This window comes from Streptomyces filamentosus (genome assembly GCF_014654895.1).
Taxonomy (GTDB): domain Bacteria; phylum Actinomycetota; class Actinomycetes; order Streptomycetales; family Streptomycetaceae; genus Streptomyces; species Streptomyces filamentosus.
In genome coordinates, this window is record NZ_BNBE01000002.1 from 1,196,233 (window position 1) to 1,211,697 (window position 15,465).

Below are 15,465 nucleotides of genomic sequence, written 5' to 3' on the forward strand. Positions count from 1 at the left end.
TGTTCACCGGCCCCGAAAGATGAAATAGGCACCCGTGGCGAGCAGCAGCCCGAGCTGCGCCCACGCCGCGAGCAACACCAGACCCTGATCCACGGGCACCACCCCACCACAGACGACGGAGTCGATCTCGTACCCGTACACGGAGAGGTAAACGTGTCGGCGCCCCGCCGGCCGGCCTTCGTGATCCTCGACGGCACCCTGCGGCCCATCGACCGGATCGCCGCGGACACCCCGTACCGCTCCGTCGGACACAGGCGGCACGCCATGAACGTCCGGGTCCCGACCGGCCCGTTCGGCCCCCCGCTGCGGGCGTCGTCCGCACTGCCCGGCTCCCCCACGACCTGACAACTGCCCGGACGCACGGGATCGTCGACGCGCTCGCCGCCGCAGGGATGAAGTGCTGGGGCGGACAGGGCGTATCAGGGCGCCGGCCGCCCGGCCCGGTCACCCTTCGGGGCCGACGGCTCCTACGGAAGCTCCGCCGCGGCACGAACCGGATCACCGACGCCGCGAGGACCGCCCTCGCCCTTCACCACGCATCAACGCGAGGACGGAAAGCGCTCCTTCTCGTCGGCGGGAAGGCAGCGCTCGATGCCGCGAGCGGTCATCTCGTCGAGTACGCGCTGCCATTCCCCGACGTACCGCTCCAGCACTTCCCGTCGCATGATCAGGTCCATGCAGTACCCCGGCGTACTGGCGTCGTACCTGCGCTGTGCCTCCTTCCTCCGTGCAGCGACACCGTCGCGGTCGAGTCCCACCGCCTCGTTCTGCACATTCTTCCGGATTACCTCATCGGATTCGAACATTCTTCCCCTCAATTCGATGAACGGCCCCGTCGGACCGACGCGTCCACCGCGGCGGCGCATCGGACGGTATGCGACGAGGAAGAACCAGAACAACACCGGACCGGGCCGCCGTCTAGCAGGTTCGCGACGTGAACCGTCCCGTGACGGCTTTCCTGGGCGGCCGTTTTCTCGACTTGGCTAAGTCGTCGCGGATCACACCGGGCCTTCCGTGCGCCGCGTCGACGCGGCCGGCCCCGTCCGGCCTCCGAGACACCCCCATGACCTGCGGAAACATCGGAACAGAAGACTCCGCGTGCGCACCACGGCCGCTCTCGGCGTCCCACGGGGCCGGTTGTCGGCGTCGGGAACCTGCCAGAAGATGGTGCCCGTTCCTGCTGGACTAGAGGTCACGCTCTCCATGTGATGCCCAACTCAGGACGGGATTCATGTCCACAGCAACCACCCCTTCTGTCCAGTCCCCCGCACCGCCCGACCGCTCGCCTTTCATCTCCTGGCTGGCCGTCACTTCGGTAATGCTGGGGATCTTCTCCATCGTCACGACCGAAATTCTTCCGATCGGCCTTCTCACGTCGATCGGATCGAGTTTCACCATTTCGGACGGAATGGCTGGTCTCATGATGACCATGCCAGGATTCCTCGCCGCGGTCTCGGCCCCTGTGGTCACGGTGGCCACAGGACGTATCGACCGGCGGGTCATGCTGGGCGTGTTCATCCTTCTGCTGGCGCTGGCCAACTTCCTCGCCGCCGCCGCGTCGAGCTACTGGCTGGTCCTGGTCTCCCGCGTCATGGTGGGCATCACCATCGGCGGCTTCTGGTCCATCGGGGCCGGGCTCGCCGGCCAGCTGGTTCCCGCGAAGTCCGTGGGCCGGGCGACCTCGGTGATCTTCTCCGCCGTACCGCTCGGCTCCGTCCTCGGCGTACCGCTGGGCACGTTCATCGGCGACATCGCGGGCTGGCGGACGGCGTTCCTCGTCATGGGCGGCTTCACGCTGGCCGTCCTCGTGCTGCTCCTCGCGGTCGTCCCGCCCCTCCCTTCCGACCAGGCGACGCGCCTCGACGTCCTCGGCACCATGCTCCGAAGCGTCAACACCCGCTTCGCCCTGGTCATGACCTTCCTCGTCGTGCTCGCCCACTTCGGCACGTACACGTACGTCACCCCCTTCCTGGAGCAGGTGACCCATGCCAGTTCGGGCCTCATCACCCTCTACCTGCTCATCTACGGAGCGGCCGGCATCGCCGGCAACTTCCTCGGCGGATCCACGGTGGGACGCTATCCGCGGTCCACTTTCGCCGCGGCGGCTGCCCTGATCGCGGCCGCGACCCTGCTCCTGCCCGTCCTGGGACGGTCGGACGCCGGCGCGGTGGCGCTGCTCGTCGTCTGGGGCGTCGCCTACGGCGCCGTCCCGGTCTGTTCACAAACCTGGTTCTCGAAGGCCGCCCCCGACTCCCCCGAGGCGTCCTCCGTCCTCTTCACCGCCTCCTTCCAGGCCACCATCTCCTTCGGGGCCCTGGCCGGAGGGGCCGTCCTCGACCGTTCCTCGCCCTCCACGGTGATGGTGCTGGGCGGGCTGGCGGCCGTCCTGATGGTCCTCGCGGCCTGGGCCCACTGGGCGGGGCGGTTCACGTGGCCCAAGTCCTCCTAGCCGCACGGTGACCGGGGCGGCGGTCCGCCCCGGCCACCCGCCCCACCGCTTTCCCCCTCGCCCGGTCGTGCCCGCGCCAGCGGGCCGACCCGGCGGCGGGTGCCTCCGTCCCCCTTTCCCGGACCACCTTCGATGAGCCAGGTGCTCACGATCGCCTACCTAAGGAGAACGTCGCTTATGTGCGGCATTGCGGGCTGGATAGATTTCGGGCGCGATCTCACCCAGGAGCGCGCCGTCGTCGACGCCATGACCCGGACGATGGCGTGCCGCGGTCCCGACGCCGACGGCGTGTGGATCGATCAGCACGCCGCCATCGGTCACCGGCGCCTCTCCGTCATCGACCTGGAGGGCGGGCGTCAGCCGATGACCGCCGAGCAGGACGGGCGCACGCTGGCCGTGCTGACCTTCAGCGGTGAGATCTACAACTACCGCGAGCTGCGCGCGGACCTGATCTCCCGCGGACACCGCTTCCGCACCGAGAGCGACACCGAAGTGGTCCTCCGGGGGTACCTGGAGTGGGGCGAGGGCGTCGTCGACAAGCTGAACGGCATGTTCGCCTTCGGCATCTGGGACGTCCGGAAGGAGGAGCTGCTCCTGGTCCGTGACCGGATGGGCGTCAAGCCGCTGTACTACTACCCCACGGCGGACGGCGTCCTGTTCGGCTCGGAGCCCAAGGCCATCCTCGCCCACCCGGAGATCCCGCGCCGGGTGAACGCGAACGGCCTGCGCGAGCTCCTCGACATGGTGAAGACCCCCGAGCACGCCATCTTCACCGGGATGTACGAGATCCGTCCGGGCCACACGGTCCGCGTCCGGCGCCAGGGGCTCCTGAAGCGCCGCTACTGGGCGCTCGAGGCCAAGGAGCACACGGACTCCCTGGAGACGACCATCGAGACGGTCCGCGGGCTCCTCGACGACACCGTCAGCCGGCAGCTGATCTCCGACGTCCCGCTGTGCAGCCTCCTGTCCGGCGGACTCGACTCCTCCGCGGTGACCGCGCTGGCGGCCAAGGCGCTGGCCGCCCAGGGCGGCGGGCCGGTGCGGTCGTTCTCCGTCGACTTCGTCGGCGCCGCCGAGAACTTCGTCCCGGACCCCCTGCGGAGCACCCCCGACGCCCCGTTCGTCCGCGATCTGGCCCAGCACGTGGCGGCCGAGCACAAGGAGATCCTGCTCAACAGCGACGACCTGAGCGACCCCGGCGTCCGGGCCGCGGTCCTCGCCGCCACCGACCTGCCGCCCATGTGGTACGGCGACCTGTGGCCCTCCCTGTACCTGCTCTTCAAGGCGGTGCGGGAGCGGTCCACCGTGGCCCTGTCCGGCGAGTCGGCGGACGAACTCTTCGGTGGATACAGCTGGTTCCACGACCCCGAGGTCCTCACGGCCGAGACGTTCCCCTGGCTCACCTCGACTCCCGGCCCCTTCTACGACGGGACGCCGCTGTTCGACGGCGGACTGCTGGGCAAGCTCGACATCCCCGGCTACCGGCGGTCGAGCTACGGCGACGCCATCGCCGAAGTGCCGGTGCTCCCGGGCGAGACGGGCCTGGAGAAGCGGATGAGGGAGATCAGCTACCTCAACCTGACCCGCTTCCTCAACACCCTCCTCGACCGCAAGGACCGCATGAGCATGGCCGTCGGGCTGGAGGTCCGCGTGCCGTTCTGCGACCACCGCCTCGTGGAGTACGTGTTCAACGCGCCCTGGGCCATGAAGACGTTCGACGGCCGGGAGAAGAGCCTGCTGCGCGCGGCCACCCGTGACGTGCTGCCCGAGTCGATCGTGAAGCGCGTGAAGGCGCCGTACCCGAGCACGCAGGACTCCGGCTACGAGAAGAAGCTCCGCGATCGGCTCGCGGAGGTGCTGGGCGGTGGCGACGCGCCGATCCTGCCCCTCCTCGACAAGGAGCGGGTCCGCGGCCGGCTCGACGGCAGCGTCAGCACGGCCAGCACCCAGATCACCCGGATCGACCTCGAGGTCCCGCTCTGGCTCAACGCCTGGCTGGAGTCCTACGGCGTCACGATCGACCTGTAGGAACGGCTCCGCACAGCCGTGCGCTCCGGCTGCGAACGGCCGGCGCGCACGGCACCCGCTCTCCCGGTGGCCCCTCGAATCCCCCGTCGGGGCCACCGGGCTCCTTCGCGTCGGCGGGGAAGCGGCACACCGGCACAGGTGGGCCGCGGACGGCCCCGCCGTCCCCCGCTCCGCACGTGATCCAAGGTATCCGGCTCCGATCACCCGGAAGGGAACCATGATGGCCGCTGCGGGACCGTCCCGTCCGTCCGTGCGACCCGCTCCGCCACCGGACCTCCGTCCCGGCGAGACGGCCGAACTGGCCGCCCGGCTGGGGCGGTTGTTCGGCCGGCTGCGGACCCTGGACCTGGCGGGCGTCGCACCGGCCCCGGTCTTCCGGCCGGCGGCCGCCCCCTCCCCCGCGGCCCCGGGAGCCTTCGTTGCAGCCCTTTGAGCTCACCGTCGCGGACGCGGCGGCGGCCGTGGCGGCCCGCACCCTGTCCCCCGTGGAACTCGTCGACTCCGTCCTGGACCGGTGCGACGCCGTCGAGGACCGGCTCCACGCCTACGTCACCGTCGTGGCGGATCGCGCGCGCCGGGCCGCGCGGCAGGCGGAGAGGGAGATCCGCGAGGGCGTCCACCGCGGGCCGCTGCACGGCATCCCGTACGGCCTCAAGGACCTGGTCGACGTCGCCGGGGTCCCCACCACGGCCAGTTCACGCGCGTGGGCGGACCGGATGCCCGGCGAGGACAGCACGGTGGCCGCGCGGCTCACGGACGCCGGGGCGATCCTGATCGGCAAGACCCACACCCACGAGTTCGCCTACGGACTGCTCACCCCGCAGACGGCCAATCCGTGGCACGCGGACGTCGTCGCCGGAGGCTCCAGCGGCGGCTCGGCGGTGGCCGTGGCGGCCGGGACCGCGCTGTTCTCGCTGGGGACGGACACCGGAGGGTCGATCCGCATTCCGGCCGCGCTCAACGGGACGGTCGGCCTGAAGCCCACCTACGGCCTGGTCTCCCGCCACGGGGTGGCGCCCCTGTCGTGGTCCCTGGACCACGTCGGTCCCCTCACCCGGACCGTGCGGGACGCCGCCCTCGTGCTGAGCGCCCTGGCCGGCCACGACCCGTCGGACCCCGCCAGCGTCTCCGCTCCGGCGGGCCCGCCCGCGTCGTTCCCGGCGGACGTGCGCGGGCTGCGCGTCGGCGTGCCCGGCACCTACTACTTCGATCGCGTCGACCCGGAGGTGGAGGCGGCCGTCCGCGAGACGATCGGCCGACTGCGGGAGCTCGGCGCGACGGTGACGCACGTGGACCCGCCGCTCACCGAGTACGTCGAGGCGACGCAGTGGGGCCTGATGGCCCCCGAAGCGTCGGCGGTCCACGAGGAGACCCTGCGTGCGACACCGCACCTCTACGGCCCTGACGTCCGGCTGCTCCTGGAAGCGGGACGCCACGTGTCCGCCCTGGACTACCTGCGCGCCCAGCGCACCCGGTCCCTCATCGGCCGGGCGTGGGGCCGGCTCTTCGCCGGCATCGACGTGCTCGTCGCCCCCACCTCCCCCATCACGGCGGCGCGACGCGGACAGGAGACCGTGCGTTGGCCGGACGGTGTCACCGAGACGGTCACCGACGCCTACGTCCGGCTCTCCTCCCCCGCCAACATCACCGGGTTCCCCGCCCTCTCGCTCCCGGTGGGCCGGGACTCCGCCGGCCTCCCCATCGGCGCGCAGCTGATCGCCGCCCCGTTCGCGGAGCCCGTCCTCTTCCGGGTGGGAACCGCCCTCGAGGACACGCTGCCGGACACGGGCGGACTCGCCGAGGTGCATCAGGCGGACATCATCCACAGCGCCTCAGACCGCTGAGGCCCGACTCGGAGGCACACCCGTGAATCCAGAGCCCGTTCCGTTCCCCGGCGCGCTGCCCCCGGCCTTCTACCACGAGCTGGGGGAAGGCCGGTACGAGAGCACCCCGGCCACGGCGGGGCCGTGGAGCCCGAAGTCGCAGCACGCCGGCCCGCCGTCCGCCCTGATCGGGCGCGCGCTGGAACGGCACGACCCCCGGCCGGGCCTGCGGATCGCCCGCGTCACCGTGGAGCTGCTGCGCCCGGTCCCGGTCACGGACCTGCGGGTCGAGGTGCGGACCGTCCGGTCCGGCGGCAGCGTCGAGATCCTGGAAGGGGAGATCACCGCCGACGGCGTTCCGGTGCTGCTGGCCCGGGCCTGGAGGCTCGTGGCCAGCCCCGGGGACACTCCGGTGCTGCGGCCCCTCCCGCCCGCCCCCGCCCTGCCCGGGGCGCAGCCGCCGCACACCATGGCGGGCGCCCATCTGGACGGCTACATCGCGGCCATGGAGTGGCGCTTCGAGGACGGTGCGGGCTTCGACACGCTCGGTCCGGGGACCGCCTGGGCCCGTCAGCGCATCCCCCTGGTGGCCGGCTCCCCGGACTCTCCGCTGACCCGGGCGCTCACGGTGGCCGACAGCAGCTGGGCGGTCGGCTTCGAGCTCGACCACCACGGGAACCTCGTCATCAACACCGACGTGACCCTCGCCCTGCACCGGGACCCCGTCGGGGAGTGGCTGTGCCTGCGCTCCCACACCGCGGCCAGCCCGAACGGGTCGGGGCTCGCCCTCGGGCAGCTCGACGACTCGGCGGGGAGCTGCGGGCAGGTCCTGCAGACCCTGCTGGTCACCGAGCGGCGCGGCCGGCCGTGACCGGCCGCGCCGGAAACGCGGCATCCGGCGGGGCGCGCGTCGCGCCACGCCGGATGCCTTCCGGCTCCGGCCCCGGAGGGTCATCCGGGCCATTCGACGAGCAGGCTCCGGGGGCCGCGGAAGGAGACGTTCGCGGGGAAGTCGAAGTCCTGGTCCTCCACCAGCCGCATGTCCGGCGCTCGCTGCGCCAGCAGGTCGAGGGCGATCCGGGCTTCCATCCGCGCCAGCGGGGCCCCGATGCAGTAGTGGATGCCCTTGCCGAAGGCGAGGTGGCGGCGGGCGTCGCCCCGGTGGATGTCGAACGTCTCGGGTTCCTCGAAGTGCTTCGGGTCCCGGTTGGCCGCGCCGAGCAGGATCAGCACCTTGGCGCGGGCGGGAATCTCGACACCACCGACGTCCACCGCCCTGGTGGTGATGCGCCGCCAGGCGGGAATGCTGCTGTCGTACCGCAGGATCTCCTCGACCGCCTTGGATATGAGACCGCGGTCGGCACAGATCGCGGCCCACTGCTCGGGATTGGACAGCAGCTGGCGGATCGCGTTCCCGGTGAAACTCGTCGTGGTCTCGTGGCCGGCGAAGCTCAGCCCGTAGGCGACGTTGGTGATGTCTTCGAGCGACAGGCTGTCGGGATTCTCCTGGCGGATCCGGATCAGGTCACTGGTGAAGTCGTCCACCGGTTCCGCAGCCCGCTTGGCGACGAAGTTCTCGCAGTACTCCCAGTAGTTCGTCATGTTCGTGGCGATCTCGCGCTGCTCGTCCGCGCTCGGGCGTCCCCAGCTGAAGGCGATGCGGTTTCCGCACCAGCTCTTCAGCATGTCCATGTCCTCGTCGGGGAATCCGATGAACGTGAAGATCATGTACGCCGGAAGCGGGTAGGTCAGCGCGTTGACCAGGTCCACCCGTCCGGGCCTGATGGCGTCCACCAGCTCCGTGGCCTTGGCCCAGACCTTCGGCTCCAGCGACGCGATCCGCCGCGGCGAGAAGCCCGTCATGTTGTGCTTGCGAATGCGGGTGTGCCGCGGCGGGTCGCAGTCCGACATCACCGGGTAGGCGCGGAATCCTTTCTTCAGAATTTCCTGCGCCTCTTCCGAAAGAGGGAACACCGGCTTCTGACCGACCTGCGCGGAGAAGGTACCCGGGTCCTTGAGAACGGCCTCGATGTCGTCGTACCGGGTTATCACCCACATGTCGATGGCCGATGCGTAGAACGCCGGGGTCTCCTCCCGCACCGCGGTGTGGATCGGATACGGGTCGGCGATGTAGGCGTCACCAAGCGGGTCGAAACCGTGGTGCACCGGGCACCCGGCCGTTTCGTTCGTCGGCATCATTGCGAAACCTCCTTGACTTGGTGCTCCAAGTCTCCGCCATGAGTGCCGAATTGAAAACGAAGGAATTGTGAGGTGCGTTATGGGATTCCCTAATGACTGAACGGATCAGCCTTCGCCGGCTGCACGCCTTCGTGGCGTGCGCCGAGGCCGGAACCATGACGGGCGCGGCACGGCGGCTGTTCGTGACCCAGGGCGCGGTGTCGATCGCGATCTCCCAGCTGGAACGGCAGATCGGTGTGCAACTGCTCCTGCGCTCCAAGGCGAAGGGGCTGACGCTGACCGAGGCCGGCCGGGTCCTCCTGCCCGAGGCCCGGTCCCTGCTGGCCCGGGCCGACGCGCTCCAGACGGGCATGCGCGACCTGGGGAACGCCCCTTCGGGCAGCTTGGTGATCGGCTGCTTCACCACCATCGCCCCGTTCCTCCTCCCCCGCGTCCTGGAGGAGTTCCAGGCCGCCCACCCCCAGGTGACCCTGGACTTCGTGGAGGGCTCGCTCACCGACCTGCAACAGCTCCTGCTCGACGGGACGTGCGAGCTGGCCGTCCTCTACGGCGTCGACATCCAGGCCGGCATCGAGTACGACACGCTGTACCCGACCCAGCCGTACGTCCTGCTGCCGCCCTCCCATCCGCTGGCCGAGAAGGGGGAGATCCGGCTCGCCGACCTCGCCGATCACGACATGATCGCGCTGGACGTCCCGCCCAGCCTGCGTTACTTCAACGAGGTGCTGAGCTCCGCCGGGGTGTCCCCCCGCATCCGGCACCGCACGGAGAGCTTCGAGATGGTGCGCAGTCTCGTCGCCCGGGGCGTCGGCTACTCGCTGCTCATCCAGCGCCCCATCGCGGACGTCAGCTACGAGGGACGCGGTGTGGTGATCCGCCGGATCAAGGACGACATACTGCCGCTGGACGTCGTCCTGGCGCGTCCGGCAGGCGTCCGGCTGACACGTCGGGCGGACGCGTTCAGCGCGTTCTGCCGCACGTTCGCACCCCTCCGCTAGGAGGCGGGCGGTCGCCGGGACACGGCGGCCGCCCGTGCGGACCCGGGCCCGCACGCGCGACTCCCCCGCTCCGCGTGCGGAGCGGGGGAGCACGGGTGCGGCAGGCGCCGGGGCGGGGGGGGGGAGGGGCCGCGGGCCGGCCGCGGGCGGGGGACGGCGGGCGCCGTCCGCTACGGCATGAGGCGGACGAAGCCTGCGGACGCCTCGTCGAGCGCCGACACGATGCTGCTCACCACGGTCTCGGGGACGTCGACGTCGACGGACATGGCCGCCATCGCCCGGCCGCCGGACCGGACGACCTCCATGTCGGCGATGTTGACGCCGGCACCGCCCAGGATCTGCCCGGCCTTTCCGATCGCCCCGGGTTCGTCGGAGTACCAGAGGAAGAGCATGCGTTCGGTGAGGTCCAGGTCGATGACGCACTCGCCGATCTCGACCAGCTTGTGGGTGCCCTTCCGGGCGGACAGCGCGCCGGCGACGACCAGGGGGCTGCCGTCCGGCAGCACACCGCGGAGGGCGACGGCGTCGCGGTGGTCGAAGCTCTCGGAGCTGGTCGAGAAGCGTACGGAGACGCCGAGCTCACGGGCGAGTTCCGACGCGTTCACCAGCGAGGGTTTCGTGGGGACGAGTGCGGCGAGGACCCCTCTGAGCGCGGCGGCCTCCAGTACCGTGACGTCACGTCGGGTCACCTCGCCGCGGACCTCGATCTCCAGGTGCGTGGCGGCACGGCGCCCCGCGAGCTCGGTGAAGACGTGGCCGAGGTCGTCGGCGAGTGCCAGGTAGGGATGGACCTCCTCCGCGACGGGGCCTCCCGGGGCGTTCACCGCGTCGGGCACGAGCTCCCCCGCGAGGGCCCGGCGCACCGAGTGGGCGACGGAGGTCCCGGCCTTCTCCTGGGCCTCGTGGGTGGAGGCGCCGAGGTGCGGGGTGACCACCACGTTGCCGAGGCCGAACAGCGGGGAGGCGGTGCACGGCTCCACCGCGAAGACATCGATCCCGGCCCCCGCGACCCGTCCGTCCTTCAACGCGGCGGCCAGCGCCTCCTCGTCGACGATGCCGCCGCGCGCCGCGTTCACGATCCGTACGGACCGCTTGACGAGACCCAGCTCCCGCTCGCCGACGAAGCCCACCGTCTCCGGCGTCCTCGGCAGGTGCACGGTGACGAAGTCGGACTCCCGCAGGAGCGTGTCGAGCGGAACGAGGCGTGCGCCCGCGTGCAGGGCCCGCTCCTCCGTGGCGTACGGATCGTGGGCGAGGACCCGCATGCCGAACGCGGACATCCTCCGGGCCACCAGGGTGCCGATGCGGCCGAGACCGATGACTCCCAGGGTCTTGTCGGCCAGTTCGACGCCGATGTACCTCTGCCGGTCCCACTCCCCGCTCTTGAGCGAGAAGTCGGCCTGCGGGATGGCGCGTGCCGTGGACAACAGGAGTCCGCAGGTGAGTTCGGCGGCGCTGACGACGTTGGACAGGGGGGCGTTGACGACCAGGACGCCGGCCTTCGTTGCCGCGGGGACGTCGACGTTGTCCAGGCCGACGCCGGCCCGCGCGACGACCTTGAGGCGGCGGCCGGCATCGATCACCTGGGCGTCCACACGGGTCGCGCTGCGCACCAGAAGGGCGTCCGCGTGGGCGACGGCGGACAGCAGGGCCGGCCGGTCGGTCCCGTCGCAGTGCCGGACGTCGAAGTCCGGACCGAGCGCGGTGACCGTGGTGGGCGAGAGCTCTTCGGCGATGAGGACGATGGGCTTGGCCATGGGGAGGACTCGATCCGTGGAAGGCTCGTGGGACGGAAGGGGAAGGAGGGACCGCGCGGGACGGCTCAGGTCCGGGACGGCACGGGCACGGCGTCGACCACCGCGTGGTCCGCCGCGAGCGGGGCGTGGTCACGCGAACCGCCGGGCAGACCCAGACCGTCGAAGACCTCGCGGTCCGCGACGCGGTACTCGCTGAACGCCTCCGGGAGGTCGTCCTCGTAGAAGACCGCTTCGACCGGGCAGACCGGCTCGCACGCCCCGCAGTCGACGCACTCGTCCGGCTGGATGTACATCTTGCGCGGGCCCTCGTAGATGCAGTCCACCGGGCACTCGTCCAGGCATGCCTTGTCCTTGATGTCCACGCAGGGCTGAGCGATGACATATGCCATGAGGGTTTTCTCCGGTGTCAGTGGTCCGTCGGGTGTCATTGGTCCGTCGGGTGTCAGCCGGCGACGGACCAGGTGTCGTTGCCCGTGAGCAGCGCGGTGAGGTCGCTCTTCCCGTGCTGTTCGACGGCGTGGTCGAGCTGGTCGGCCATCAGCGTGTCGTAGACGGGGCGTTCCACCGAGCGGAAGACGCCGATGGGGGTGTGGTGGAGGGTGTCGGGGTCGGCGAGGCGTGACAGTGCGAAGGCGGTCGTGGGTGAGGGGGTGTGGGCGTCGTGGACGAGGATCCGGTCCTCGTTGTCGGGGGTGACGGTGACGACTTGCAGGTCGCCGGTGGCCGGGTCGCGGACCACGCCCTTGTCGTTCTTGGCGCCGAAGCGGATGGGCTGTCCGTGTTCCAGGCGGATCACGGCTTCCTTGGCCTGGTCCTTGTCCTTGAGGGCTTCGAAGGCGCCGTCGTTGAAGATGTTGCAGTTCTGGTAGATCTCCACCAGCGCGGTGCCGTCGTGTTCGGCGGCCCGGCGCAGTACCTCGGTGAGGTGTTTGCGGTCGGAGTCGACCGTGCGGGCGACGAAGGTGGCCTCGGCGCCGATCGCGAGGGAGACGGGGTTGAAGGGGGCGTCGAGGGAGCCCATCGGGGTCGACTTGGTGATCTTGCCGACCTCGGAGGTGGGGGAGTACTGGCCCTTGGTGAGGCCGTAGATCCGGTTGTTGAAGAGCAGGATCTTGAGGTTGACGTTGCGGCGCAGGGCGTGGATGAGGTGGTTGCCGCCGATGGACAGGGCGTCGCCGTCGCCGGTGACCACCCATACCGACAGGTCGCGGCGGGAGGTGGCGAGGCCGGTGGCGATGGCGGGGGCGCGGCCGTGGATGGAGTGCATCCCGTAGGTGTTCATGTAGTACGGGAAGCGGGAGGAGCAGCCGATGCCGGAGACGAAGACGATGTTCTCCTTCGCCAGGCCGAGTTCGGGCATGAAGCCCTGGACGGCGGCGAGGACGGCGTAGTCGCCGCAGCCGGGGCACCAGCGGACTTCCTGGTCGGACTTGAAGTCTTTCATCGTCTGGACGGCCTCGGCCTTCGGCACGAGGTTCAGGAGCGATTCACTCATCGATGGCCTCCTTGAGGGCGGCGGCGAGCTGCTCGGCCTTGAACGGCATGCCGTTGACCTGGGTGTGGGAGCGGGCGTCGACGAGGTACTGCGCCCGGACGAGGGTGGCGAGCTGGCCGAGGTTCATCTCCGGGACCACGACCTTCCCGTACCGCGCCAGGACCTCGCCGAGGTTCTTCGGGAAGGGGTTGAGGTGGCGCAGGTGGGCCTGGGCGATGTGGCCGCCCTCGCGGCGGACGCGGCGCACGGCGGCGGTGATCGGCCCGTAGGTGGAGCCCCAGCCGAGGACCAGGGTGTCCGCGCCGTCCGGGTCGTCGACCTCCAGGTCGGGCACGGTGATGCCGTCGATCTTGGCCTGGCGGGTGCGGACCATGAGGTCGTGGTTGGCGGGGTCGTAGGAGATGTTGCCGGTGCCGTCCTGTTTCTCGATGCCGCCGATGCGGTGCTCCAGGCCGGGCGTGCCCGGGACGGCCCAGGGGCGGGCGAGGGTCTCGGGGTCGCGCTTGTAGGGCCAGAAGACCTCGGTGCCGTCGGCCAGGGTGTGGTTCGGGCCGGTGGCGAAGGCGGTGGTCAGGTCGGGCAGGGAGCCGGTCTCGGGGATCCGCCAGGGCTCGGAGCCGTTGGCGAGGTAGCCGTCGGACAGCAGGAAGACCGGCGTGCGGTATGTCAGCGCGATCCGGGCCGCCTCCAGGGCGGCGTCGAAGCAGTCCGCCGGCGTCTTCGGGGCGACGACCGGCAACGGGGCCTCGCCGTTGCGCCCGTACATCGCCTGGAGCAGGTCGGCCTGCTCGGTCTTGGTCGGCAGGCCCGTGGACGGGCCGCCGCGCTGGATGTCCACGACCAGCAGCGGCAGCTCCAGGGAGACCGCCAGACCGATCGTCTCGGACTTCAGCGCCACACCCGGGCCGGAGGTCGTCGTCACGGCCAGCGAGCCGCCGAAGGCCGCGCCGAGCGCCGCGCCGATGCCGGCGATCTCGTCCTCGGCCTGGAAGGTCCGCACACCGAAGTTCTTGTGCCGGCTGAGCTCGTGCAGGATGTCCGAGGCCGGGGTGATCGGGTACGAGCCCAGGTAGAGCGGCAGCCCCGCCTGGGTCGCCGCGGCGATCAGGCCGTAGGACAGGGCCAGGTTCCCCGAGATGTTGCGGTACGTGCCGGCGGGGAAGGCGCGGGTCGCGGGGGCGACCTCGTAGGAGACGGCGAAGTCCTCGGTGGTCTCCCCGAAGTTCCAGCCGGCCCGGAAAGCGGCCACGTTCGCCTCGGCGATCTGCGGCTTCTTCGCGAACTTCGACCGCAGGAACGCCTCGGTGCCCTCCGTCGGCCGGTGGTACATCCAGGACAGCAGCCCGAGCGCGAACATGTTCTTGCTCCGCTCGGCCTCCTTCCTCGACAGCCCGAACTCCTTCAGCGCCTCGATCGTCAGGGTCGTCAGCGGCACCGGGTGCACCCGGTAGCCGTCCAGCGACCCGTCCTCCAGCGGCGAGGTGGCGTAGCCGACCTTGGCCATGGCGCGCTTGGCGAACTCGTCGGTGTTCACGATGATCTCGCCGCCGCGCGGCACGTCGGCGATGTTCGCCTTCAGCGCGGCCGGGTTCATCGCGACCAGCACGTCCGGCGCGTCGCCGGGGGTCAGGATGTCGTGGTCGGCGAAGTGCAGCTGGAACGACGACACACCCGGCAGGGTGCCCGCGGGGGCCCGGATCTCGGCCGGGAAGTTCGGCAGCGTCGACAGATCGTTCCCGAACGACGCCGTCTCCGAGGTGAACCGGTCACCCGTGAGCTGCATGCCGTCACCGGAATCCCCCGCGAACCGGATGATCACCCGGTCCAGACGACGGACTTCGTGGTCGACGCTCATGCGGCACCGGTCCCGGTCGTGCCCCGCGGAGAAGCCGCGGGCGTCTCGTGGAATCCGGCGGCACTGTCCCAGACCTCGGCGACGGAGCCGTCCTCCAGCCGGACGAGCCGGTGGCCGGCAGGGGCTCCGAGCGGCCGAGCACCCGGGATGTCCCGCGGCGTGGAGGCCACCAGAGCCAGCCGGACGTCCGACGCGCGGGTGAACTCCGGGCCGTCCGTGCCGACGACCAGCAGGTTCCCGACGGTGGCCAGCTCGATGCCGTCGGGGGCGTCCGCCTGGAGGCGGGTGTCGCGGTCCAGACCGAGGGCCGTCTCGTAGAGGCGGACGAGGGAGGCGAACATGCTCCGGCTCACCGCCTTGCGCAGGAGCAGCCGCGCCCCCGGCCGTCCCGATCGCCGGAGCTCCGGGGGACGGGGCTGCTCACCCGGGTTCGGACGGTGCTCCACGAGTTCGGCGATCGCCCCGTCGGGGAAGCGGACGCGGGCGCGGGCGCCCGGCAGAATCCGCTCGGGGGGCTCCAGCACGGTGGCACCGACCTGGTCCAGCCGGCCCAGCGCGCCGTCGAGCGAGGGCACGATCACGGAGTAGGCCGTCCGGCGCTGGATGTCGGTGAAGGGCCGGGCGCTGGCGATCAGGAGCATGTTCCCGACCGCGGCGAGTTCGAGCCCGCCGAAGTCGGGGATCGGCATCCTCAGGTCCGCGGGGGTCCCGGTGAGCCGTTCGTAGGAGCGGATCCGCTCGTCGAGGACCGAGACGTGGATCAGGGAGCGGGCCAGCAGGCGCGGGCCCGGCAGCAGGGCGGAATCGGGCGTCGTGCGGAACCAGCGGTCCGGCAGCGCCGCCGCGGGGACAGTGGGCATC

At 71.0% G+C, this 15,465-nt stretch carries 16 protein-coding genes; 7 read left to right on the plus strand and 9 right to left on the minus strand.

All coding sequences use genetic code 11. The annotated features are described in order from the left end of the window. Window positions 1-3: 3 nt before the first annotated feature. The gene (locus tag IE326_RS40955; protein ID WP_229915596.1) at window positions 4-141 is read right to left on the minus strand and encodes a hypothetical protein; all 138 of its coding nucleotides are present in this window, start codon (window positions 139-141) and stop codon (window positions 4-6) included. Window positions 142-153: 12 nt separating this feature from the next. On the opposite strand from IE326_RS40955, the gene IE326_RS24245 reads away from it, so the two are divergent. Next, entirely contained in the window at window positions 154-345 is a 192-nt protein-coding gene (locus tag IE326_RS24245) for a hypothetical protein (RefSeq protein ID WP_190042984.1), read from the plus strand. Window positions 346-539: 194 nt separating this feature from the next. On the opposite strand, the gene IE326_RS24250 is transcribed toward IE326_RS24245, so the two are convergent. Together IE326_RS24250 and IE326_RS40960 are read right to left on the minus strand one after the other, a co-directional pair. After that, window positions 540-806, minus strand: coding sequence for a hypothetical protein (locus IE326_RS24250; RefSeq protein WP_190042985.1), 267 nt, complete (start codon window positions 804-806; stop codon window positions 540-542). Window positions 807-1,185: 379 nt separating this feature from the next. Beyond that, the gene (locus tag IE326_RS40960) at window positions 1,186-1,431 is read right to left on the minus strand and encodes a hypothetical protein (RefSeq protein WP_229915706.1); all 246 of its coding nucleotides are present in this window, start codon (window positions 1,429-1,431) and stop codon (window positions 1,186-1,188) included. Here IE326_RS40960 and IE326_RS24255 point away from each other — a divergent pair. The 5 genes from IE326_RS24255 (at window position 1,319) to IE326_RS24275 (ending at window position 7,171) form a co-directional block, all read left to right on the plus strand. Further along, window positions 1,319-2,449, plus strand: coding sequence for an MFS transporter (locus IE326_RS24255; RefSeq protein ID WP_229915689.1), 1,131 nt, complete (start codon window positions 1,319-1,321; stop codon window positions 2,447-2,449). The two genes, IE326_RS40960 and IE326_RS24255, sit on opposite strands and share 113 nt — an antisense overlap. A 177-nt stretch (window positions 2,450-2,626) precedes the next feature. Continuing rightward, window positions 2,627-4,477 carry an asparagine synthase (glutamine-hydrolyzing) gene (asnB, locus tag IE326_RS24260; RefSeq protein ID WP_190042986.1) on the plus strand — a complete coding sequence of 617 codons (1,851 nt, stop codon included), beginning with the start codon at window positions 2,627-2,629 and terminating at the stop codon, window positions 4,475-4,477. A 250-nt stretch (window positions 4,478-4,727) separates the two neighbouring features. Beyond that, on the plus strand, window positions 4,728-4,910 hold the full coding sequence (locus IE326_RS24265; protein WP_190042987.1) for a hypothetical protein: 183 nt from the start codon (window positions 4,728-4,730) through the stop codon (window positions 4,908-4,910). Beyond that, entirely contained in the window at window positions 4,897-6,321 is a 1,425-nt protein-coding gene (locus tag IE326_RS24270) for an amidase (RefSeq protein WP_190042988.1), read from the plus strand. Before IE326_RS24265 ends, IE326_RS24270 begins: the two co-directional genes overlap by 14 nt. 22 nt (window positions 6,322-6,343) lie before the next feature. After that, entirely contained in the window at window positions 6,344-7,171 is an 828-nt protein-coding gene (locus IE326_RS24275; protein ID WP_190042989.1) for a thioesterase family protein, read from the plus strand. Between the two features lie 80 nt (window positions 7,172-7,251). On the opposite strand, the gene IE326_RS24280 is transcribed toward IE326_RS24275, so the two are convergent. Further along, a complete protein-coding gene (locus tag IE326_RS24280) occupies window positions 7,252-8,499 on the minus strand; it encodes a cytochrome P450 (protein WP_190042990.1) in 1,248 nt (415 codons plus the stop codon). Between the two features lie 92 nt (window positions 8,500-8,591). Here IE326_RS24280 and IE326_RS24285 point away from each other — a divergent pair, with 92 nt between their 5' ends. Beyond that, window positions 8,592-9,497 carry a LysR family transcriptional regulator gene (locus IE326_RS24285; RefSeq protein WP_190042991.1) on the plus strand — a complete coding sequence of 302 codons (906 nt, stop codon included), beginning with the start codon at window positions 8,592-8,594 and terminating at the stop codon, window positions 9,495-9,497. A 170-nt stretch (window positions 9,498-9,667) separates the two neighbouring features. Here IE326_RS24285 and serA read toward each other — a convergent pair whose 3' ends face one another. The 5 genes from serA to IE326_RS24310 form a co-directional block, all read right to left on the minus strand. Further along, window positions 9,668-11,254, minus strand: a complete 1,587-nt coding sequence (gene serA, locus IE326_RS24290; RefSeq protein WP_190042992.1) for a phosphoglycerate dehydrogenase — start codon at window positions 11,252-11,254, stop codon at window positions 9,668-9,670. Window positions 11,255-11,319: 65 nt separating this feature from the next. Then, window positions 11,320-11,643 carry a ferredoxin gene (gene fdxA, locus IE326_RS24295; RefSeq protein ID WP_150226836.1) on the minus strand — a complete coding sequence of 108 codons (324 nt, stop codon included), beginning with the start codon at window positions 11,641-11,643 and terminating at the stop codon, window positions 11,320-11,322. A gap of 53 nt (window positions 11,644-11,696) precedes the next feature. Beyond that, entirely contained in the window at window positions 11,697-12,749 is a 1,053-nt protein-coding gene (locus IE326_RS24300; protein ID WP_190042993.1) for a 2-oxoacid:ferredoxin oxidoreductase subunit beta, read from the minus strand. Next, a complete protein-coding gene (locus IE326_RS24305; RefSeq protein WP_190042994.1) occupies window positions 12,742-14,604 on the minus strand; it encodes a 2-oxoacid:acceptor oxidoreductase subunit alpha in 1,863 nt (620 codons plus the stop codon). The genes IE326_RS24300 and IE326_RS24305 overlap by 8 nt, the downstream gene beginning before the upstream one ends. Continuing rightward, window positions 14,601-15,464: a VOC family protein gene (locus IE326_RS24310; RefSeq protein ID WP_150226839.1), complete on the minus strand. Its 864-nt coding sequence runs from the start codon at window positions 15,462-15,464 to the stop codon at window positions 14,601-14,603. The genes IE326_RS24305 and IE326_RS24310 overlap by 4 nt, the downstream gene beginning before the upstream one ends. Between the last annotated feature and the right edge of the window lies 1 nt (window position 15,465).

Excerpts from the sequence above, each read along its gene's own strand:
- IE326_RS24250 (WP_190042985.1), bottom strand. The coding sequence starts at position 806 with ATGTTCGAATCCGATGAGGTAATCCGGAAGAATGTGCAGAACGAGGCG.
- serA (WP_190042992.1), bottom strand. The coding sequence starts at position 11,254 with ATGGCCAAGCCCATCGTCCTCATCGCCGAAGAGCTCTCGCCCACCACG.
- IE326_RS24310 (WP_150226839.1), bottom strand. The coding sequence starts at position 15,464 with ATGCCCACTGTCCCCGCGGCGGCGCTGCCGGACCGCTGGTTCCGCACG.
- asnB (WP_190042986.1), top strand. The coding sequence starts at position 2,627 with ATGTGCGGCATTGCGGGCTGGATAGATTTCGGGCGCGATCTCACCCAG.
- fdxA (WP_150226836.1), bottom strand. The coding sequence starts at position 11,643 with ATGGCATATGTCATCGCTCAGCCCTGCGTGGACATCAAGGACAAGGCA.
- IE326_RS24280 (WP_190042990.1), bottom strand. The coding sequence starts at position 8,499 with ATGATGCCGACGAACGAAACGGCCGGGTGCCCGGTGCACCACGGTTTC.
- IE326_RS24305 (WP_190042994.1), bottom strand. The coding sequence starts at position 14,604 with ATGAGCGTCGACCACGAAGTCCGTCGTCTGGACCGGGTGATCATCCGG.
- IE326_RS40960 (WP_229915706.1), bottom strand. The coding sequence starts at position 1,431 with ATGGTCATCATGAGACCAGCCATTCCGTCCGAAATGGTGAAACTCGAT.
- IE326_RS24285 (WP_190042991.1), top strand. The coding sequence starts at position 8,592 with ATGACTGAACGGATCAGCCTTCGCCGGCTGCACGCCTTCGTGGCGTGC.
- IE326_RS24255 (WP_229915689.1), top strand. The coding sequence starts at position 1,319 with ATGCTGGGGATCTTCTCCATCGTCACGACCGAAATTCTTCCGATCGGC.
- IE326_RS24300 (WP_190042993.1), bottom strand. The coding sequence starts at position 12,749 with ATGAGTGAATCGCTCCTGAACCTCGTGCCGAAGGCCGAGGCCGTCCAG.